This window comes from Kribbella jiaozuonensis (assembly GCF_005233875.1).
Lineage (GTDB): Bacteria > Actinomycetota > Actinomycetes > Propionibacteriales > Kribbellaceae > Kribbella > Kribbella jiaozuonensis.
In genome coordinates, this window is the sequence record NZ_SZPZ01000001.1 from 1,057,430 (window position 1) to 1,076,363 (window position 18,934).

Below are 18,934 nucleotides of genomic sequence, written 5' to 3' on the forward strand. Positions count from 1 at the left end.
ACACCGAGGAGGGCCGCGGATGAAGGCACCCGAGCGAGGGGCACTGCCGTTGGGACTTGCCGCCACGCTGGGGCGGACGTACGGGCGGCTGACCGAGACGGTGCAAGGGCTGAGCGACGCGGACTTCGAGCGCGAGACCCGCTGCCCGGGGATGCCCGTCGGCCCGTTGCTCGTGCACCTCCTGTACGACGCGGAGCGGGCGCTGATCGCCTTCGCCAGCCCGGCCGTGGTCGAGCCCGACCGGGACTTCGTCACGTACTGGAAAGACTTCCCGCCACAACCCGATGGCGACACCAGCTTCGTCCGCGGGATCGCGGCGTCGTACCGCAAGCCCGGCCAACTCGTGCAGCACTGGCGTGAGGTGTCCGAGGCCGCCGTCCGGGCGTCCGCGCTGGGGCTCGCCACGAAAGGCCACCGGATCGAGACCCAGGGGCATGTCCTGCGCGCGGCCGACTTCGTCGCGACATTGGTGCTGGAGGCAACGGTTCACCACCTCGACCTGACCGTCGGGTTGCCGGACGCGCCGGAGCCCGATGCGGAAGGTCTGCAGGTGACCGCACGCACGCTGGACGGGCTGTTCGGCCCGGACGCGTGGGACGTGATCGGCTGGGACACCACGACGTACGTGCTGAAGGCAACCGGTCGGGTGCCGCTCGACGAGAACGACCTGGAGATGCTCGGCCCGCACGCGAGCCGCCTGCCGCTGCTGGGCTAGAACACCCCGGCGAACGGATCCTCCAGCTCCTGCCAGTCGAGGCTCGCCAGCTCCGACTCGGTGAGCAGGCAGGCGTCGAGGACCGCCTGCAACCGCGCCGGATCGAGGCCCATGCCGGTCGCGACCACCGTGCACTCGGCGAGGTGCTCGGTCTCGGACCATTCGCCCAGCATCCCGAGCGATGCGCTGTACCCGGCGGACTCCCAGCGGACGCGCTGCGTCGGCCGGTTTGCCAGCCAGACCACACCGCGGCTCCGGACGACGCCGTCGACGATGTCCTCGAGCGCGTCGTTGAGCCGGGCCGGGTGCAGCGGACGCGTTGACGTCCACAACACGGTCGTCACTCCGTCGCCGCTCGGCTGGACCCGATCCGACGACGCGAGCTCACCGGCCCACGCCTCGGCGGCCGCAAAGTCGAACCGCCCGGTCCGCGCGACCGCTCCGGTCGGCACGCCGGCTGCATCAGCAGTCACCACGGACGTGCGCGGGTTCAGATGCTCGAGCAGATGCACCAGCCGCTCAGCTGCTGCGCTGCGATGGACATTGGCGAGCAGGCACACATCGGCGTACTCGATCTGTCGGGCCGTCAGCTCGGCAACATTGCGTCGATCGGGCAGACCGAGGGCGAGACCGCGCTCGGCGAGCAGCTCGTCACCGGACAGTTGCTCGACGAGCAGTACGGCGTCGACGACGCAGGTGACCGTGTCCACGACGATCTCCGGCAGGGTGGACACCAGCGTGGCGACGAGCGGCCGCGCCTCCATCGCGGGCGGCGCCGCGAGCACGATGTGGTCCCAGTTCGCGCGCGTTACGAGTGCCTCCAGCAACGGCACGAGCGACTCGATCAGCTGGCAGGCGCCGCAGTCGTCCCCGACCGTGAACTCACCGGCGTCGATCGGCCCGGACCCATCGCGCACCTGCCAGCACAGCACGCCGCGCGCGGGCAGCTCGTCCTGGTCCACGACCACGACCACTGTGGTGGCATCGGTCATCGCATCGAGAACAGGCTCCCGCAGGGTTGTCGAGAGCCCCACCAACAGGGACAACGGAGTCTTCGCTCGGGCGGTCATCTCCCCAGTATATGAAAACGGTTTTCATCAGTCCAGAGGCCCGATCGTCTGATAGTCAAGGGGTATGGCGATCGAGATCGGGCGGTTCACCGGTGAATGGGACGAGCTCCTGGAGCTCCTGGACATGGCGTTCTCGTCGCCGTGGACCGACGCGCAGTACGAGTCCGAGCGGAAGATCTGGGAGCGCGAGCGGTCGACGGTCGCGATCGACGACGGGCAGCTGGTCGGGCACACCGGGACGTTCTCGCATCGGATGGCGGTGCCGGGCGGGCAGCTGCCGGTCGCGGGCGTGACGATGGTCGGCGTCCGGGCCACGCATCGGCGGCGGGGCATCCTGCGGGACCTGATGCGGTCGCAGCTGACCGACATCCACGAGGCCGGCACCGAGCCGCTGGCCGCGCTGACGGCGAGCGAGCCGGTCATCTACCCGCGGTTCGGGTACGGGCTCGCGGCCGACCACCAGGAGATCGCCGTACCGAAGGTGTCGCGCACGCTGCGGCCGGTGGACGGCATCGACGACGTGCGGATCCGGTACGTCGACGTACGCGAGAGTCTCGCTCGCTGTGGAGAGCTGCGGAACAAGCTGGCGCTGGAGCGGCCGGGGATGTTCCAGCACGACGAGCGCTGGCAGGAGTACACGATCAGCGACAACCTGACCGGCAACCCTGCCAACGCGTCGAAGGTCCGGTGCGTGCTGGCGGAGCGGGACGGCGAGCTGACCGGGTTCGCCCACTACCGGACCAAAAGGGCAGAGAAGGGGTACGTCGACGTGCACCGGGTGCACGCGGTCGACATTGCGTCCCACGCTGCGCTGTGGCGGTACCTGCTCGAGCCGGACCTGCTCAGCGAGACGCGCAGCGAGATGCTCGCCTCCGACGACCCGCTGCTGGACCTCCTGCTCGACCCGCGGGCACCGTCGCCGATCACACGGGACGGTCTGTGGGTCCGCCCGGTCGATGTCGGTACGGCGCTCGCCGGGCGGACGTACGCCCGTGACGTCGACGTCGTCATCGAGGTCATCGACGACTTCCTGCCGTGGAACGCGGGCCGCTGGCACCTCGACGGCGGGCCGGACGGCGCCAGCTGCGAGTCCACGACCCGGGATGCGGACCTGACGCTGCACGTGCGTGATCTCGGCGCCGTCTACCTCGGCCGCCCGTCACTGGCCCGGCTCGGCCGCGCCGGTCTGGTCGAGGAGCACACGGCCGGCGCGCTGTCCACGACTGCGGAAGCGTTTTCCACATCTCGACTCCCCTTCCTCGATACGGGCTTTTGACGGGGTAGCCTGCCCAGATGCAGACGCAGCGGCGGGGTGCACTCGCGGTGGCCGTCGTGGTGCTCGTGGGGGTCGTGGCGGCAGGCTTCGTCGTGCTCGCGTCGGCGAGCGGGCCGGTCCGGCCGGTGAGCGAGAGCACGCTGAAGGCCAGCCCGCGGCCGCTGCCGACGTTCACGCCGTCCGACACCGCTGCGCCTCCGCCGTCGGCGACGGCATCGCCGCGCGACATCAAACCGGTGGAGATGCCGGCCTGGTTGAAGGCGTTGTGGCAGGCGGTGATCTACTTGGCGATCGCCGCACTGTTGGTGTTCATCGGCCTGCTCATCTACCGGATCATCAGCAAGGTGCGGCTGCCGCAGGCGGAGCCCGACGACACGGACTGGGAGCGGGTGAAGACCGAGCGGCTGGCCGAGGCCGTCGACGAGGGCTTGGCTCGCATCGACTCCGGCAAGGCGACGGATGCGGTGATCGCCTGCTGGGTGGCGTTGGAGGAGGCGGCCGCCTCGGCCGGAGTGCCGCGGGATCCGGCGGAGACACCGGCCGAGTTCACCGTGCGGGTGCTCGGCATCGGCGGGATCTCCGAGGGGCAGCTGGTCCGGCTCGGTGAGCTGTACCGCGAGGCGCGGTACTCCACCCACGGCTCGAGCGAGGACGCGCGGACCGAGGCCAGGGCGGCGTTGCTGCGGTTGCGTGATGACCTTGCCGCGGCTCATCCCCAGGAGGTCGGATGACGTCGTACCGCTGGTCGGCCTTGGAGGAGAAGGGGCCGCCGCAGGAGGTCAAGAAGACTCGGTCGCTGCGGCTGAACAAGCTGCTGCTGCAGCACGTCGGCATCGCGGTGCTGGCGAGTCTGCTGCTGGTTGCCGTGTTCGGTGCGGCGGGTATGGCGCCGCGACCGCTCTGGTTCGTCGGCGCCGCGCTGGCGATCGGGATCGGGTCGCTGGCGATCCGGTTGGTCCTGCCGCAGGTGGTGGAGACGAGCTGGCCCGGCCAGCACGACGACAAGCTCGCCGCGCTGCGTACGCGGACCAGCGACAACCGCACGCAGTTCATCGCCACCTGGCTGCAGGAGTCGAGCCGTGAGCGACGTGCCGGCGAGGGCTCCCAGACGTTCGTACGTCGGGTTCGGCCGATGCTGCTGGAGCTGGCCACCGACTGTCTGGTGCACCGGCACGGCGTCGACCCCGAGCGCGAGCCGGACCGGGCTCGCGAGATCACCGGCGATCGCCTCTGGCTGCTGATCACCAGTGATGACAAGCGCACCGCGTCCCTCGACGAGATCGAGTACGCGATCCACACCATCGAGAACCTGTGAGGAATACCTGTGACTGATGGCGAGCTGACGCTGGACGAGGTCTCCGACCTGTGCCGGCAGGTGCTGGAGCGGGTCAGCCAGGCCGTGGTCGGGAAGGCCGAGGCCCTCGAGCTGGTGCTGGCGGGCGTCCTGGCCGGCGGGCACGTGCTGCTCGAGGACTACCCGGGTCTCGCGAAGACGCTGGCCGCGCGGTCGTTCGCGCAGGCGCTCGGGCTGGGGTTCCGGCGGGTGCAGTTCACGCCGGACCTGCTGCCGTCGGACGTCACCGGCGGATTCGTGTACGACCAGAAGGAGTCCGAGTTCGTCTTCCGGCCCGGCCCGATCTTCACCGGCCTGCTGCTCGCCGACGAGATCAACCGGACGCCACCGAAGACGCAGGCCGCCCTGCTGGAGTCGATGCAGGAGCACCAGGTCACCGTCGAGGGACAGACCTTCCCGCTGCCGACTCCGTTCCACGTGCTCGCCACGGCGAACCCGGTGGAGTACGAGGGCACCTACCCGCTGCCGGAGGCCCAGCTCGACCGTTTCATGCTGCGGATCGGCTTCGGCTACCCGAGCCCCGCGGAGGAGTGGGAGGTACTGCGGCGTCGGATGAGCCGTCGTAGTGAAGACCAGACCGTCGACGCGGTGACCGACGCGGCTGGCCTGCTCGCTGCACAGCAGGCCGTCGAGCGGGTGACCGTCGACGACACCGTCGGCCAGTACTGCGTCGACCTGGCCGCGGCGACCCGTCGGGACTCGCAGGTGCTGGTCGGTGCGTCGCCGCGTGGTTCGTTGGCGCTGCTGCTGACGGCCCGGGCGTACGCGGTGATCAAGGGCCGCGACTACGTCGTACCGGAGGATGTGAAGGCGGTGGCCGTGGCTGCGCTGGCGCACCGGATCACTGTGCGGCCGGAGCTGTGGCTGCATGAGGTCACGGGGGCGACAGTTGTGCGGACGGTGCTCGGTTCGGTCGCGGCGCCGCCCACGGTGGTCGGCGCTACCAGCGCATGAGGTGGCGTCCGACGCACGCGCAGATCCGGGCGATCTGCGTGGCCGCGGTGCTGCTCGCGGTCGCCGTACTGTTCCGGCGGCCGGACGCTGCCGTGTTCGGGTTGCCGTTGGCGTTCCTGGCCGGCTGGGGGCGGTTCTTCCGGCCTAGTGAGCAGCCGGAGGTACACACCGAGCTGGACGCGGACGTGCTGTTCGAGGGGCAGGCGACGACGTACCGGCTGCGGGTACCGGAAGGGGTCGATCCGGATATCGACCTGATCGTGGCGGCGCTGCCGCGGACGGCCTGGTTCCAGTACGACCCGCCGCAGGCGGCGATCGCGGAGCCGGTCTCGAACGGTGAAGTGCAGCTGGAGGTCGGCGTACGGTCGAAGCGGTGGGGACTGCGGTCGTTGGAGCGGCCAACGGTCACGGCGACATCGGCTGTCGGGGCGTACCGGGTCCAGGTGACGTCGGTGGAGTCGCAGGCGGTGACGACGCTGCCGCTGCGGGAAGGTTTCGAGGCGGTCGACGCCGTACCGCGGCCGGCTGGGCTGGTCGGGTTGCACCGGTCGCGGAGGCCGGGTGAAGGGACGGAGTTGGCCGGCGTACGGCCGTTCCGGACGGGCGACCGGCTGCGGCGGATCAACTGGGCGGTGTCGGCCCGGACGCGGGAGCTGCATGTCACGTCGACCTGGTCGGACCGCGACACCGAGGTCGTGATCATGGTCGACACCGGTGGCGAGATCGGGGTCAGTGAAGGGATCGACGGGCGGTCGTCGAGCCTCGACACCGCCGTACGCGCAGCTGCTGCGGTTGCGGAGCACTACTTGCGCAACGGCGACCGGGTGCGGTTGATCGACACCGGCAGCCTGTTCCGTGGCGTGCGGTCGGGGAGCGGGCGCGCGCATCTGCGGCGGATCCTGGACACGCTCGTGCATGCGGATCGTCGCGGTCGGCAGCAGGACGAGGAGCAGTTGGCGCGGCGCAACCGGGTCCGGTCGGACAGCCTGGTGCTCGTGCTGAGCCCGCTGCTGCGTCCGGTGATGCTCGGCTACATCGTCACGTTGGTCCACTCCGGCTGCACGGTGATCGCGATCGACACGTTGCCGCCGGACATCACCTCGATCCTGGAGCCGGAGGCGCATGACGTCCGGTCCTGGCCGCTCGCCTGGCGCCTGCGGTTGCTCGAACGACGCCGCGACCTCGACCGCCTCAGCGACCTCGGTGTCCCGACGGTTCCGTGGCGTGGCTCCGGGACGCTGGATGAGGTACTGCGGGACGCCGCGCGGCTGTCTGCGGCACCGAGGATCCGCTCATGAGTACGGCCGAGAAGATCACGCTCTGGCTGGCGCAACTGCGGGCGTCCGGGCGGGCGGTGATCTATGCCCGGTTGGTGATTGCGGTTGCGGGCGCTGTCGCGCTCGTCGTACCGGCTGTTCAGTCGTGGGACCAGCTGGATCTGATCCCGCTGGTCGGCGTACCGATGCTGTTGGCAACTGTTGTGTTGCCGGATTCGCTGGCGGGGTTCGTGTTGCTGGTGGTGGTCGCGCTGGGGTGGTTGGTGCGGGCGCCGGCCGACATCAGCTGGAGCCTGGTGGTGACGGCGGTGGCGCTGGTGGTGGTGCATCTGGCCACCGCGTTCGCGGCTCAGCTGCCGTCGTACGCGCGCGTGCATCCGGCAGCGCTGCGGCGTTGGTGGTTGCCTACGGCAATCGCCTCGTTGTTGGTGCCGGTGGTGGCTTTGGCGGCTGCCTTGGTCCAGGGAGCGGATGTTCCGGGATCGCTGGTGGTGACGGTGGTTGCGATGGGGCTGGGGACGGCGACTATCTGGTTCGCCGCCGGGCAGAAGCTGGATCGGAGCTAGTTGCCGAGGGTGCCTTCGATCTCCTCGGCCCAGGGCATCGGGATCGCGTTCGGGCCGATGACCTGCATCGCGGACATGACGGTCAGCAGCATGCCGGCGGAGAGGAACTCGCGGGCCTCCTGCGGAGTCGCGCCGGTCAGGTCGCGGATCAGCGTGTAGATGCTGCCGAAGCGTTCCCGGACGCAGTCGCCGATGGCCGGGTCACCGCTGGCGGAGAAGCCGTGCAGCAGGACCAGGAGCAACTCGGGCTCGCCGAGCAGCGCCTTGTAGTTGCGGCCCAGAGCGCCCAGCTCGGGAGACTCCTCGGCGGCCTCGCGGAAGATCTCCTCGATCCGTGTGCACACGCTCTGCACCGCGGCCAGGAACAGTTGCTGCTTGGTGCCGAACAACCGGATCACGTAGGGCTGTGAGACCCCGGCCATCCGCGCGATCTCATCGGTCTTGGTGCCTTCGTACCCGGACGCGGCAAACGCGCGGACGGCGGCCTCCAGGACCTCTGCGCCGCGCTCCTTGGCGGTCAACCTAACCCTCGTCATCCCAGCTCCTCTCGAACACGCTTGACATGTTATCAGTCGATGCATACTCTCGTCATCAGTGAAGTTATCAGTCAATTACAACTTGGAGCTTGCGATGACCGCTCTCGTCGAGAGGGAAGTGGTGGGGACCCGGAGCCGTGGGCTCGGGGTGGTGCTGGCCGCGGTGGGGATTCCCACCTTCATGGTCACGCTGGACAACCTGGTCGTGACGAACGCGCTGCCGGTCATCAAGACCGAGCTGAACGCGTCGCTGTCCGACCTGCAGTGGTTCGTGAACGCTTACACGCTGGCCTTCGCCGCGCTGCTGCTGACCGCGGCCGCGATCGGCGACCGGCTCGGCCGGCGGCGGATGTTCCTGGCCGGGATCGCGCTGTTCACGCTCGCGTCGGCCGCCTGCGCGCTGGCGACGGAGCCGTGGATGCTGACCGCGTTCCGCGCGATCCAGGGCATCGGAGCCGCGGCCGTCATGCCGTTGTCGCTGACGTTGCTGGCGGGCGCAGTACCGGAGAAGCAGCGGAGCGCGGCGATCGGCGCCTGGGGCGGCATCTCGGGCCTCGGTGTCGCCGTCGGTCCTGTGGTCGGCGGAGCGGTTGTCGACGGTCTGAACTGGCAGTGGATCTTCTGGCTGAACGTGCCGGTCGGCGTATTCGCAGTACTGCTCGCCGCTCGGGTGCTGACCGAGTCCAAGGGTGCGGCGAAGCGGCTCGACCTGCTCGGGCTGGTTCTGGCGACGGCCGGCGTGCTGTCGATCGTGTGGGGTGTCGTGCACGGAGCCGACGACGGTTGGACGTCCGGCGGCGTACTCGGCTCGCTGATCGCGGGCGTCGTACTGCTCGCTGCCTTCGTCGGTTGGGAGAGCCGTACGTCGGCGCCGATGCTGCCGCTGCGGTTGTTCTCGGTCCGCTCGTTCAGCGTGGTGAATGTCGTCGCGTTCACCTTCGCGGTGGGCGTGTTCGGGTCGGTGTTCCTGCTGGCGCAGTTCTTCCAGGTCGTGCAGGGCTACACGCCCTTCCAGTCCGGTGTCCGTACGCTGCCGTGGACCGCGGCTCCGCTCGTGGTCGCGCCGATCGCCGGTCTGATCGTGGATCGAGTCGGCCCGCGGACGCTCATCGTCACCGGTCAGTTGTTCCTGGCCGCTGCACTCGGGTGGATCGCGCTGATCACGACGGCGACAACGCAGTACGGCGATCTCGTCGTACCGTTCATCCTCGCCGGGATCGGGATGGGGCTGACCTTCGCGCCGACCGCGAGCGTGGTGATGAACAGCGCGTCCGACGCTGACCGCGGCGTGGCGTCCGGTACGAACAACACCATCCGCGAGGTCGGGGTCGCGATGGGCGTCGCCGTACTCGCGTCGGTGTTCGCCTCGTCCGGGTCGTACGAGTCGCCGACCAGCTACGCCGCCGGGCTGGTGCCCGCGGTCTGGACAGGTGCCGCGGTCGTCACGGTCGGTGCGCTGGTCGCCTTCCTGCTGCCGGGTCGCTCTAAAGTGTGACCGTGCTGGACGCAGACGACGTACGCCGGATCGCGCTGTCCTTCCCGGAGACGGTGGAGAAGAAGCGCTGGGGACACCCGACGTTCGACGTCGCCGGGCGGATGTTCGTCACGGTGCCGGACGACCAGACGTCGTTCGCGGTTCGGTGTCCCCGGCTGGAACGCGAGGAACTGATCGCGGCGGAACCCGAGAAGTTCTGGGTGCCGAAGCACGAGGCGGGCTCGAACTGGGTTCGGGCCCGCCTCGCCGCGCTCGAGGACGCCGACGAACTGCACGACATCCTGCTCGACTCGTGGCAGCAGGTCGCGCCGCCGGGGCTAGCTGACGTATCTGGGTGACACCGCGAACGTGTTGCAGCTGGCCGGGTTGCCGGTCTTGAACGACGTACCCATGAAGCGCTGCTGGCTCGCGACGCTGCCGTGGTCGCCCTCTTCCGGCTTGTCGCCGGCGGTCACGACCCACTTGTTCCAGACGTAGAGCATCTCGCCGCTGATCGGGTAGGTGCGTTTGTTGACCGCGAGGAAGACGCCGGCGAAGCAGTTCGCCTGCAGTTCCATCCGGCGGGTCTGCCGGGTCCGGTCGTCGTAGTTGGTCAGCTCGTACCGGATGTTGTCCGATGCCTGCAGGATGCCGGTCATGTTCTGTACGCCGTGCCCGTACTCGTGCGCGACCGAGCGGGTGTACCACATCCGCGCGTACGCCTTCGACTCCGCGTCGGGGTACTCCGTGTAGGCCTGCACGAACACGTCGACCTTCATGTACAGGTTGTTGTTGGCCGAGCAGTAGTACGGCACGCTGACCGGACCGGTGCCGCACGGGCCGGTCGCGTTGGTGCCGGCCCAGAACGTCATCGTCGGCGGCTTGAACTTGTAGCCGGCCCTCGCCACCAGCGGCGCCCACGCCTTGTCCAGGCAGGGCTTGATCGCGGTCCAGTACGCCGCCGCGTTGCGCGCGTTGGTCGGCCGGACCCGCGGCTCCTTGCAGTTGACCGTCTTCATCTGGCCGACCTTGTAGAGCGCGTTCTTGGCCACGACCGTCGAGTCCGACACCTTCGGCGCCGTCGTGGTCGTCGTCTCCGTGCTGGTCGGCTGCTCGGTCGGCTGCTCGGTCGGCTGCTCCGTGGGCTGTTCGGTCGGTTCTTCGGTGGGCGCGCCGGTCGGCTCCGGGGTGTAGCGGCTCGGGCTCACCGGCGGGGTGGTGACGTCGTCGGCGTTCTTCTTGATCACGCCGATGATCCAGCCGCCGACGATCGCGACGCCGACGATCGACAGGATCGCGATCAGCGGCGCCTTCGACTTCTTCCGCGGCCGCTGCGGCTGCCAGCCGGGACCAGGACCAGGTGCTCCGAAGCTCGGACCCCAACCGAAGCCGGGGCCTTGCGGCGGCGGCCCGCCGTACTGACGCGGTGGCTGTCCGTACATCGGCTGGTACTGCGGCTGCTGCTGCTGCGGGTACTGCTGCTGGTACTGCGGGTTAGGCGGGTACGGCGGATTTTGGCCGGGCGGCCCGTAGGGTGGCTGGCTCAACGCCGTTCCTCTTCTGTGCGTCCGAAAAAGCGACCGCCACAGTATCCCGGACGGTAGGGTCGGCTGCGTGACTGATGCCCGTACACCGAACAGTCCGATCGACCAGCTGGCTGAACGGCACCTCGAGCAGGAGATCGTGCTCGACCCGATCACCGCCACCGAGCTGGGGATCGCCGGCCACGACCATGAGCTGCCGGACTTCACGCCGGCCGGCTTCGAGGCGCGGATCGAGCTGACCCGGCAGACCGTTGCCGCGGCGCAGGCGATCGAGCCCGCGAGTCCGCGGGAGGAGGTCGCCAAGGACGCGCTGGTGGAGCGGCTCGGGCTGGAGCTCGAGCGCTACGACGCCGGCGTACCGCAGCATCAGCTGAACGCGATCTCGTCGGTCCCGGCGGCGCTGCGGCAGGTGTTCGACCTGATGCCGACGGACACCGAGCAGGACTGGGAGACGGTCGCGATCCGGCTCAACCAGATCGGTACGACGCTCGACGGGTACCGCGAGACGCTGCTCGAACAGGCCGCGCTGGGCCGGATCTCCGCCGTACGGCAGGTGAACGGGCTGGCCGAGCGGATCGCCAGCTGGACCGGTGCCGACGGCGACGACTTCTTCGCCGGGCTGGCCGCGCAGGCGCCCGAGAGTGCGGTCAAGTCGACGGTCGAGGCCGCGGCAGCGTCGGCCCGTAAGGCGTTCGACCAGTTCGGCGCGTGGCTCGCGACCGACCTCGCGCCGCGGGCGCCGCAGCGGGACGCGTGCGGCCGGGAGGTGTACGAGCTGGCCTCGCGCAGCTTCCTCGGCGCGGCGATCGACCTCGAGGAGACGTACGCGTGGGGCTGGGCCGAGCTGGCCCGGATCGAGAACGACATGCAGGACATCGCCGCCGGCCTGAACGGCGGCGAGCGGAACATCGAGGCAACGGCCGCGCTGCTGGACAACGACCCGGCGCGGACGATCCGCGGCAAGGACGCCTTCCGCGACTGGATGCAGCAGCTGTCCGACGCCGCCGTCGCCGAGCTGGGCGGTACGCACTTCGACATCGCCGACGAGATCCGCACGCTCGAGTGCATGATCGCGCCGACCTCGGACGGCTCGATCTACTACACGCAGCCGAGTGAGGACCTGACCACCCGGCCGGGCCGGATGTGGTGGGCCGTGCCGACGGGGGTCGAGCAGTTCGCCACCTGGCGCGAGGTCACGACCGTCTACCACGAGGGCGTGCCCGGGCATCACCTCCAGGTCGCTCAGACGATGCTGCGGACCGACCTGCTGAACCGCTGGCAGCGGATCGCCTGCTGGGTCTCCGGACACGGCGAAGGCTGGGCGCTGTACGCCGAACGCCTGATGGAAGAGCTGGGGTACCTCGAGGAACCGGGCGCGCGGTTCGGGATGCTGGACGCGCAGGGCTTCCGGGCGGCGCGGGTGATCGTTGACATCGGCATGCATCTGGAGCTGGAGGTCCCGCGGGACAACCCGTTCGGCTGGCGGCCGGGGGAGCGGTGGAACGCCGAGCTCGGGTTCGAGTTCCTCCGCGCGCACTGCCGGATGGAGACCCAGTTCCTGCAGGCCGAGCTCAACCGGTACCTCGGCTGGCCGGGGCAGGCGCCGTCGTACAAGGTCGGCGAGCGGATCTGGCTGCAGGCGCGCGAGGAAGCTAAGCAGCGCAAGGGATCCGCGTTCGATCTGCGGGCGTTCCACTCGGACGCGCTGAACCTCGGATCGATCGGTCTGGACCCGCTGCGCCGGGCGCTGGCGAAGCTATGAGCCTGCGTTTCGTGCTGGCGTCGGCCTCGCCGGCCCGGCTGAAGACCCTGCGCGGCGCCGGCGTCGAGCCGGAGGTGATCGTCTCCGGCGTCGACGAGGACCACATCACGGCCGAGAGCCCTGGCGAGCTTGCGCGTCTGCTTGCGACGTTGAAGGCGCGTGCGGTCGTCGCTTCATTGACCGAGCACGCGACCGTGCTCGGCTGCGACTCGGTCCTCGAGCTCGACGGTGTCGCGTACGGCAAACCCGGTACGCCGGAGATCGCGCGCGAGCGGCTGCGGATGATGCGCGGGCGGAGCGGCGTACTGCACACCGGGCACTGCCTGATCGACACCTCGGCCAAGCAGGAGCTCCGCGAACTCGCGTCGACCACGGTCCACTTCGCCGACCTGACCGACGACGAGATCGACGCGTACGTCGCCACCGGCGAGCCGCTCGTCGTCGCCGGCTCCTTCACCGTCGACGGTCTCGGTGGCCCGTTCGTCACGGGTGTCGAAGGTGATTACCACAACGTCGTCGGTATCTCGCTGCCGTTGCTCCGGCGCATGCTCGCCCAGGTCGGGATCGCGTGGCCCGAGCTGTGGAAGACCACCTCGGAGTACACCTACGACGAGACCGTCGCCTCGACGTACGACGAGACGCGCGGCGGTCTCACCCGCGCCGTGGCTGCCGCCGAGGCGGTCGATTCGCTGCTCCCCAAGGGCGGACGCGTTCTTGAGCTCGCCGTCGGGACCGGGATCGTCGGCGCCGAGCTCGTTGCCCTAGGCAACCTGGTACACGGCGTCGACCTCTCACCCGCCATGCTCCAGCACGCCCGCGTCCGCCTCCCCGGTCACGTACTCGCGGCCGATGCGGCGACGCTCCCGATCGCAGACCGCCGCTGCGACGCGGTGGTTGCGGTCTGGCTCCTCCACCTGCTCAACGACAGCGAGCCGGTGATCGCCGAGGTCGCCCGCGTACTCCGCACCGACGGCGTCTTCGTCACCACCACCGAGAAAACCGACGCCAGCCGCTACGCCGACGGCCGCGGCCCCAACGACACCCGCTCCCAGGACTCCCTCGCCCACCTCGCCGCCACCGCAGCCCGCCACGGCCTGCTCCTCGACGGCGTAACAACCTTCTACGGCCCGACCCGCAACACCGGCGAGTCCCCTGTCTACCCGCTGGTCCGCTTCCGCCGCCTCTGAATCCGGTCAGGCGGTCTTGGCGTCGAGGTACTGCAGCAGGTCGTGAGCTGCCAGCTCGACCTCTTTGTGACGCCACTCGGAGGCTCGGTAGACCGAGGCGATCAGCGCGGTGCGGTGGATCCGGCGGAAGTCGCCGAGTACGAACGCGTAGCGCGCCTTGGTCTCCTCGCCGGCGCCGTCGGTGAGCCCGAGGTGCCAAGCGCCGTACTCGTCCCAGCTGTGCTTCTCGAGGTAGGCGTTCTGGTCGTCGGCCCGCGGCTGCGCCTCGCCCCAGTCGCTGTCCAGCACGTACTGCCGCGCGTCGATCAGCTTGCGTGCGTTGTCGACGGCTTCGGGATTGACCGCGTACTTAGCCATACCGTCAGTGTTTACGGATGAGCGCTGGCGCGCCACTGCCCGGGGCCGGGGCGGAGCGGGGTGCGCGCGTTGCGCCAGTACATTGCCCAGTTGCTGGCGCGTTGCGGGTCCGGTGCCGGCGCGGGTGCGGCGGCGCGAGCGGCCAGCACCGTGACCAGGGCGGCGAGTTCCTCCGGGGTCGGGTTGCCTTTGCGGATCTCGATCACAGGGGGATGTTCCCATGCTTCTTCGGGGGCAGGGTGTCGCGCTTGGTGCGGAGCAGGCGGAGGGCGCGGATGATTTCGGCGCGGGTCTCGCTGGGCTTGATGACCGAGTCGATGTAGCCGCGTTCGGCCGCGATGTACGGGTTCGCCAGGTGGTCCTCGTACTCCGTGATCAGCTGCTGGCGGCGGGACTCCGCGTCCTCGGCGCCGGCCAGTTCGCGGCGGTACAGGATGTTGACCGCGCCCTGTGCGCCCATCACCGCGATCTGCGCGGTCGGCCAGGCGATGTTGATGTCCGCGCCGAGATGCTTCGAACCCATCACGTCGTACGCGCCGCCGTAGGCCTTGCGGGTGATCACGGTGATCATCGGGACGGTCGCTTCGGCGTACGCGTAGATCAGCTTGGCGCCGCGGCGGATGATGCCGTTCCACTCCTGGTCGGTGCCGGGCAGGAAACCGGGGACGTCGACGAAGGTCAGGATCGGCAGGTTGAACGCGTCGCAGGTACGGACGAAGCGGGCCGCCTTCTCGGACGCGTCGATGTCGAGCGTGCCGGCGAACTGCATCGGCTGGTTCGCGACCACGCCGACCGGGCGGCCCTCGACCCGGCCGAAGCCGACGATCAGGTTCGGCGCGAACAGCGCGTGCACCTCGAGGAATTCACCGTCGTCGACGACCGCCTCGATCGCGGTGTGCATGTCGTACGGCTGGTTCGGCGAGTCCGGGACGAGCGTGTCGAGCGCGAGGTCGGTCTCGGTCGGCTCGAGATCGGCCGGGGCGTCGTACACCGGCGGGTCCTCGAGGTTGTTCTGCGGGAGGTGACCGACGAGCGCCTTCACCCACTCGATCGCGTCCTCCTCGTCACTGCCGAGGTAGTGCGCGTTACCGGACTTGGTGTTGTGCGTCCGGGCGCCGCCGAGCTCCTCCTGGGTGACGTCCTCGCCGGTGACGGTCTTGATCACGTCGGGACCGGTGATGAACATGTACGACGACTCGTCGACCATCACGGTGAAATCGGTGACCGCGGGGGAGTAGACCGCGCCGCCCGCGCACGGGCCCATGATCAGCGAGATCTGCGGGATGACACCGGACGCCCGGACGTTGCGGCGGAAGATCTCGCCGTACAGGCCGAGGGAGACCACGCCCTCCTGGATCCGGGCGCCGCCGGAGTCGTTGATACCGATCAGCGGGCAGCCGATCTTCATCGCCAGGTCCATCACCTTGACGATCTTCTCGCCGAAGACCTCGCCCAGACTGCCGCCGAAGACGGTGAAATCCTGTGCGAACACGCACACCTGCCGGCCGTCGATGGTGCCGAACCCGGTCACCACGCCGTCGCCGTACGGGCGGTTGCCGTCCAGGCCGAAGCTGGTCGAGCGGTGCCGGGCGAACTCGTCCAGCTCGGAGAAGGAGCCCTCGTCGAGCAGCAGCTCGATCCGCTCACGGGCGGTCTTCTTACCGCGCGCGTGCTGCTTCTCCACGGCGCGCTCGGATCCGGCATGCACGGCCTCGTCCAGCCGGTGCTCGAGGTCCGCGAGCTTCCCGGCCGTGGTGTGGATGTTCACCGTCTCTCCCATGAACGCGCAGCCTACGCGTCAGTACGCCGTACCGCCTGTGACGTCCGCCGCAACGCGTCGCTGAACCTGGCCGCCGGTAGGTTCTCGCCGTGGCGGACGCACAGGTCGGTGATCTGATCCGGAGCATCAACAGGCTGGTCGAGCGGGACACCGGGAGCTGGTCGTTGGCCGTCGGCAACCAGATCGCCCAGCGGGTGACGCGGTCCGACCAGCGGCGACTGCGCCTGCTGGTGGACAACCTCGACATTCCGGCCCGGCTCGCGCCGCGGCCCGGCGAGGCGGACCAGCGGGCGGGGATCCGGGACGCCCTGGTCGAGACGGTAGCCAGCTGCGCCGGAGTACTGGAACCCCGGGAGCCGGCCCCGGAGTCTCTGTATTCCTACGGCCAGTCGCGGTTCGAGGCGGCGAACAGCCGGTTGTACGCGCAGTACGAGACGCCGCGGCTGGTCGCCGAGCTTCGGCCGGACGGGCGGCCGGACGATCTCGGCATCTTCCCGCCTCCGAGGATCGAGGGCGACGTGCTGGCTGCGCATGCGGCCGTCGTGGCGATCAGCGCGCGGACCGGGCGGCCGGAGCGCGTCGTACTGCGGGAGCTCGTCGCCGCCGGTCGTGGCGCGCACGCGACGGCGGCGGCCAGGATGCTGCTGCAGTCGCGGCCGGGGTTCACGGCGTTGCCGGCGTCGGAGCGGAACGACCTGACGACGCGGATCGCCGATGATCTCGAGGCCCAGTTCGAGAACCACGAGCGGGAGGCTCCGGGGCCGGAGATCGGCGCCGTACTGGCGGATCGGCAGCAGCTGGCGGGATTCGGGTCGACCGCGATCACGACGGCCAGCCAGGATGCCAACGAGGAGATCGCCCACCTGCATCAGTACTTCGACACCATCGGCTGGCCGCCTGCGGTCGCGCGACCGGACTCGGTCGCCGAGCTGTGCGGTCAGATCCAAGGCGCTGTCGGGGAGGTCCTCGACGCACCCAACTCGCGGTGGGACGGCGGGATCGAGTCTGGAGGTGGTGCCGCGACGACACTCAAGCTTCCGCGGGAGCAGGCGGTGGCGCTCGGGAAGCTGCTCGAGAGCAGCAGGACTCACCCGCTCGATGCTTCGGATGCGACCGCTGCGCGGGAGGCGTTCCAGTTCGTGGCGGCGGAGTACGCGCGCTGGGCTGTGCCGGAGGAGTTCGACGAGCGGCACGAGGCGGCGGTCGGGGCGGTCGCAGCGGAGTACGCGACGATCGAGCAGGCGGTCGGTACGGCGTTTGCCGAGGACAACCTGCGGGATCTTGCGGACCGTTCGTTGCCGTACGAGCTTGCGATCCAGGTGCGGCAGGCGCGGGCGCCGGAGCCTGATGGGCGGCTGGCGCCGGCGGCTCGCTCGTTCGCGGCGGTCATCGACAAGGCTGTGGGTGCTGAGGAGGGCGTGACGCTTCGGCGGATGGCGGGGGAGAGCGCGCCGCGGATGGTTCAGGCGGCGGTGGGGGATTTGGTGGCGGGTTCCGGCGTACAGGCCGTTGAGCGGCCGTTTGCGTTGAGCCGGATCACGGACGAGGTCGACCTTCAGTTCGCGGCGCTGCCGGGTGTACTCGACAACGCGCTGTATGACGACTCGGCGCCGGAGTACGGCACGTTGGTCGGCGAGGTCGCGGTGAAGATGAGTGAGACCTACGCGGAGGCGCCCGGTATGGCTCGGCGTGAGTCGCTCGCGCGGGAGCAGGAGTCGGCGGCGCGCTTCGCGTCCGGGCACGACCCGGCGCTCACTCGCCCGCAGGCACAGGCTCCTGCTGCCTCTCAGACGACGGCTCGAACCACCTCGAACGCCGACCCGAAGCGCCCCACGCTGGACCGCTGAGGTCAGGCGGGGCCGACGGCGAAGAGTTTGGTGAGGCGGGCGGCCTGGGCCAGGTCGCCGCGGACCGACAGGCGTTGCTTGAGGACGGCAACGATCGGGTCCTCGTTGCCGGTGACGATGCGCAGCAGCGTGGCCGGATCCGTGCGGATCGAGATGTCCGCCGGGGCAGGCGGCGTCGACGACACCGTGCAGCGGCTGTCGTGGACGTGGATCCAGTACTCGTCGACGGAATGACCGTCCCCGCCCGCGCCGGTGATCTGCCAGCTGATCACAGCGTCGAACCCGGCAGCCCGGGCGGGTCGGAGGTACTCCGGCATCCGGCGAAAGATCTCGCGCAACGCGACCTCTCGCACTCCCCCGATGAGACGATGCCGAAGCTCCCGCTCCGACGTCCGGTCGACCAATCGGGCCAGCTCGCTCGCGTCCAAGGTCGTGATGCCCTCGGACTCCAGCCAACCAGCACTGCCTCGCTCGGTCATCGACCACCCCCGCGGCAGTTCCTACCGGACTGTAGGAATTTCCTACGATGCGGTAGGTTTGTCAAGTGGTTGGGGACCCTGAACGACGTCGGCGGGCTCGTCATCTCGGTCCGGAGCGCCGTCGGCCGCTGATCCTGGACGCCGCGCTCGAGGTGTTCTCGGCGAACGGCTTCGCCGGTACGACGATGCAGTCCGTCGCGGATGCGGCCGGCGTCACCAAACCCGTCGTCTACGACTCGTTCGCGAACCGCGACGAGCTGCTACTGGCCTTGCTCGCCCGCGAGGAGCAGCACCTCGTCGTCTCGATCGTCGCCGCGCTGCCCGCGGACCCGAGCGTCGGCACCCCGGAGGAACACGTCCTCGAGGGCCTGACCGCGTTCCTGACCGCGGTCTCCGAGCAGCCGCAGTCGTGGCGGATCGTCTTCGGCGCGCAGTACGGCGCTGCGCCCGTCGTCGCCGAGCGGGTCCGCGCCGCCCGCGCGTTCCTGGTCGAGAGCCTGCGCCTGACCCTGCTCCAGTCCCTCCCCGGTGTCGCCGACCCCGATGCGAACCTCCCGATCCTGGCCGAACTGCTCGCCTCGATGACCGAGTCCTGCGCCCGGATGCTCGTGGTCGACGGCACCGACCGCAGCCCGGCCGAGCTGGCGAAGACCGTCTCCCAGGTCGTCGCCGGCGGCTTCGGCAACGTCTGAGCGCGACATACTGTGAAGTAGCTGAACGGGCGGTCACGATCGGCTTCCAGTGGCTGGACTGTGC

At 69.7% G+C, this 18,934-nt stretch carries 20 protein-coding genes; 13 read left to right on the forward strand and 7 right to left on the reverse strand.

The annotated features are described in order from the left end of the window. Positions 1-19: 19 nt before the first annotated feature. Positions 20-715 (forward strand): maleylpyruvate isomerase N-terminal domain-containing protein, encoded by a 696-nt coding sequence (locus tag FDA38_RS05065; RefSeq protein WP_137252881.1) that lies wholly within the window; start codon positions 20-22, stop codon positions 713-715. On the opposite strand, the gene FDA38_RS05070 is transcribed toward FDA38_RS05065, so the two are convergent. Next, entirely contained in the window at positions 712-1,785 is a 1,074-nt protein-coding gene (locus tag FDA38_RS05070; RefSeq protein WP_137252882.1) for a CobW family GTP-binding protein, read from the reverse strand. The genes FDA38_RS05065 and FDA38_RS05070 overlap by 4 nt on opposite strands. A 64-nt stretch (positions 1,786-1,849) precedes the next feature. On the opposite strand from FDA38_RS05070, the gene FDA38_RS05075 reads away from it, so the two are divergent. Genes FDA38_RS05075 through FDA38_RS05100 form a run of 6 tightly spaced genes read left to right on the forward strand, consistent with a single transcriptional unit; the run spans position 1,850 to position 7,212 of the window. Beyond that, positions 1,850-3,061 carry a GNAT family N-acetyltransferase gene (locus tag FDA38_RS05075; RefSeq protein ID WP_137252883.1) on the forward strand — a complete coding sequence of 404 codons (1,212 nt, stop codon included), beginning with the start codon at positions 1,850-1,852 and terminating at the stop codon, positions 3,059-3,061. Positions 3,062-3,078: 17 nt separating this feature from the next. Further along, positions 3,079-3,792: a DUF4129 domain-containing protein gene (locus FDA38_RS05080; RefSeq protein ID WP_137252884.1), complete on the forward strand. Its 714-nt coding sequence runs from the start codon at positions 3,079-3,081 to the stop codon at positions 3,790-3,792. Further along, positions 3,789-4,376 carry an MFS transporter gene (locus FDA38_RS05085; RefSeq protein ID WP_233714529.1) on the forward strand — a complete coding sequence of 196 codons (588 nt, stop codon included), beginning with the start codon at positions 3,789-3,791 and terminating at the stop codon, positions 4,374-4,376. Before FDA38_RS05080 ends, FDA38_RS05085 begins: the two co-directional genes overlap by 4 nt. A gap of 9 nt (positions 4,377-4,385) precedes the next feature. Next, complete coding sequence (locus tag FDA38_RS05090; RefSeq protein WP_137252885.1) at positions 4,386-5,369, forward strand: AAA family ATPase; 984 nt, start codon at positions 4,386-4,388, stop codon at positions 5,367-5,369. After that, on the forward strand, positions 5,366-6,667 hold the full coding sequence (locus FDA38_RS05095; protein ID WP_137252886.1) for a DUF58 domain-containing protein: 1,302 nt from the start codon (positions 5,366-5,368) through the stop codon (positions 6,665-6,667). The genes FDA38_RS05090 and FDA38_RS05095 overlap by 4 nt, the downstream gene beginning before the upstream one ends. Next, the gene (locus FDA38_RS05100) at positions 6,664-7,212 is read left to right on the forward strand and encodes a hypothetical protein (protein ID WP_137252887.1); all 549 of its coding nucleotides are present in this window, start codon (positions 6,664-6,666) and stop codon (positions 7,210-7,212) included. The genes FDA38_RS05095 and FDA38_RS05100 overlap by 4 nt, the downstream gene beginning before the upstream one ends. Here FDA38_RS05100 and FDA38_RS05105 read toward each other — a convergent pair. Beyond that, on the reverse strand, positions 7,209-7,748 hold the full coding sequence (locus FDA38_RS05105) for a TetR/AcrR family transcriptional regulator (protein WP_137252888.1): 540 nt from the start codon (positions 7,746-7,748) through the stop codon (positions 7,209-7,211). The two genes, FDA38_RS05100 and FDA38_RS05105, sit on opposite strands and share 4 nt — an antisense overlap. A 94-nt stretch (positions 7,749-7,842) precedes the next feature. Here FDA38_RS05105 and FDA38_RS05110 point away from each other — a divergent pair, with 94 nt between their 5' ends. Both FDA38_RS05110 and FDA38_RS05115 read left to right on the forward strand, forming a co-directional pair. Then, positions 7,843-9,243, forward strand: a complete 1,401-nt coding sequence (locus FDA38_RS05110) for a DHA2 family efflux MFS transporter permease subunit (protein ID WP_137252889.1) — start codon at positions 7,843-7,845, stop codon at positions 9,241-9,243. 2 nt (positions 9,244-9,245) lie between these two features. Next, positions 9,246-9,581 carry an MmcQ/YjbR family DNA-binding protein gene (locus tag FDA38_RS05115; RefSeq protein WP_137252890.1) on the forward strand — a complete coding sequence of 112 codons (336 nt, stop codon included), beginning with the start codon at positions 9,246-9,248 and terminating at the stop codon, positions 9,579-9,581. Here the strand turns inward: FDA38_RS05115 and FDA38_RS05120 are convergent. Beyond that, positions 9,561-10,769 (reverse strand): neutral zinc metallopeptidase, encoded by a 1,209-nt coding sequence (locus tag FDA38_RS05120; protein WP_137252891.1) that lies wholly within the window; start codon positions 10,767-10,769, stop codon positions 9,561-9,563. The two genes, FDA38_RS05115 and FDA38_RS05120, sit on opposite strands and share 21 nt — an antisense overlap. 67 nt (positions 10,770-10,836) lie before the next feature. Between FDA38_RS05120 and FDA38_RS05125 the strand changes: the two genes are divergently transcribed. After that, complete coding sequence (locus FDA38_RS05125) at positions 10,837-12,528, forward strand: DUF885 domain-containing protein (protein WP_202877559.1); 1,692 nt, start codon at positions 10,837-10,839, stop codon at positions 12,526-12,528. Beyond that, positions 12,525-13,715 carry a Maf family nucleotide pyrophosphatase gene (locus tag FDA38_RS05130; protein WP_137252892.1) on the forward strand — a complete coding sequence of 397 codons (1,191 nt, stop codon included), beginning with the start codon at positions 12,525-12,527 and terminating at the stop codon, positions 13,713-13,715. Before FDA38_RS05125 ends, FDA38_RS05130 begins: the two co-directional genes overlap by 4 nt. 6 nt (positions 13,716-13,721) lie before the next feature. On the opposite strand, the gene FDA38_RS05135 is transcribed toward FDA38_RS05130, so the two are convergent. The 3 genes from FDA38_RS05135 to FDA38_RS05145 are packed head-to-tail and all read right to left on the reverse strand — an operon-like array spanning position 13,722 to position 15,852. Beyond that, positions 13,722-14,072 carry a hypothetical protein gene (locus FDA38_RS05135; RefSeq protein WP_137252893.1) on the reverse strand — a complete coding sequence of 117 codons (351 nt, stop codon included), beginning with the start codon at positions 14,070-14,072 and terminating at the stop codon, positions 13,722-13,724. An 11-nt stretch (positions 14,073-14,083) separates the two neighbouring features. Further along, positions 14,084-14,278 (reverse strand): acyl-CoA carboxylase subunit epsilon, encoded by a 195-nt coding sequence (locus FDA38_RS05140; protein ID WP_137252894.1) that lies wholly within the window; start codon positions 14,276-14,278, stop codon positions 14,084-14,086. Beyond that, complete coding sequence (locus tag FDA38_RS05145) at positions 14,275-15,852, reverse strand: acyl-CoA carboxylase subunit beta (protein ID WP_137252895.1); 1,578 nt, start codon at positions 15,850-15,852, stop codon at positions 14,275-14,277. The genes FDA38_RS05140 and FDA38_RS05145 overlap by 4 nt, the downstream gene beginning before the upstream one ends. A gap of 89 nt (positions 15,853-15,941) precedes the next feature. Here FDA38_RS05145 and FDA38_RS05150 point away from each other — a divergent pair, with 89 nt between their 5' ends. Beyond that, the gene (locus tag FDA38_RS05150; protein WP_137252896.1) at positions 15,942-17,699 is read left to right on the forward strand and encodes a hypothetical protein; all 1,758 of its coding nucleotides are present in this window, start codon (positions 15,942-15,944) and stop codon (positions 17,697-17,699) included. Positions 17,700-17,701: 2 nt separating this feature from the next. Here the strand turns inward: FDA38_RS05150 and FDA38_RS05155 are convergent, their stop codons facing one another. Further along, a complete protein-coding gene (locus FDA38_RS05155; RefSeq protein ID WP_137252897.1) occupies positions 17,702-18,178 on the reverse strand; it encodes an SCP2 sterol-binding domain-containing protein in 477 nt (158 codons plus the stop codon). 65 nt (positions 18,179-18,243) lie between these two features. On the opposite strand from FDA38_RS05155, the gene FDA38_RS05160 reads away from it, so the two are divergent. Continuing rightward, on the forward strand, positions 18,244-18,870 hold the full coding sequence (locus FDA38_RS05160; RefSeq protein ID WP_137252898.1) for a TetR/AcrR family transcriptional regulator: 627 nt from the start codon (positions 18,244-18,246) through the stop codon (positions 18,868-18,870). The last annotated feature ends 64 nt before the right edge of the window (positions 18,871-18,934 follow it).

What these genes read in the sequence shown, in the direction of transcription:
- FDA38_RS05065 (WP_137252881.1), top strand. Translation starts at nt 20, where the DNA reads ATGAAGGCACCCGAGCGAGGGGCACTGCCGTTGGGACTTGCCGCCACG.
- FDA38_RS05070 (WP_137252882.1), bottom strand. Translation starts at nt 1,785, where the DNA reads ATGACCGCCCGAGCGAAGACTCCGTTGTCCCTGTTGGTGGGGCTCTCG.
- FDA38_RS05075 (WP_137252883.1), top strand. Translation starts at nt 1,850, where the DNA reads ATGGCGATCGAGATCGGGCGGTTCACCGGTGAATGGGACGAGCTCCTG.
- FDA38_RS05080 (WP_137252884.1), top strand. Translation starts at nt 3,079, where the DNA reads ATGCAGACGCAGCGGCGGGGTGCACTCGCGGTGGCCGTCGTGGTGCTC.
- FDA38_RS05085 (WP_233714529.1), top strand. Translation starts at nt 3,789, where the DNA reads ATGACGTCGTACCGCTGGTCGGCCTTGGAGGAGAAGGGGCCGCCGCAG.
- FDA38_RS05095 (WP_137252886.1), top strand. Translation starts at nt 5,366, where the DNA reads ATGAGGTGGCGTCCGACGCACGCGCAGATCCGGGCGATCTGCGTGGCC.
- FDA38_RS05100 (WP_137252887.1), top strand. Translation starts at nt 6,664, where the DNA reads ATGAGTACGGCCGAGAAGATCACGCTCTGGCTGGCGCAACTGCGGGCG.
- FDA38_RS05105 (WP_137252888.1), bottom strand. Translation starts at nt 7,748, where the DNA reads ATGACGAGGGTTAGGTTGACCGCCAAGGAGCGCGGCGCAGAGGTCCTG.
- FDA38_RS05110 (WP_137252889.1), top strand. Translation starts at nt 7,843, where the DNA reads ATGACCGCTCTCGTCGAGAGGGAAGTGGTGGGGACCCGGAGCCGTGGG.
- FDA38_RS05130 (WP_137252892.1), top strand. Translation starts at nt 12,525, where the DNA reads ATGAGCCTGCGTTTCGTGCTGGCGTCGGCCTCGCCGGCCCGGCTGAAG.
- FDA38_RS05135 (WP_137252893.1), bottom strand. Translation starts at nt 14,072, where the DNA reads ATGGCTAAGTACGCGGTCAATCCCGAAGCCGTCGACAACGCACGCAAG.
- FDA38_RS05145 (WP_137252895.1), bottom strand. Translation starts at nt 15,852, where the DNA reads ATGGGAGAGACGGTGAACATCCACACCACGGCCGGGAAGCTCGCGGAC.
- FDA38_RS05155 (WP_137252897.1), bottom strand. Translation starts at nt 18,178, where the DNA reads ATGACCGAGCGAGGCAGTGCTGGTTGGCTGGAGTCCGAGGGCATCACG.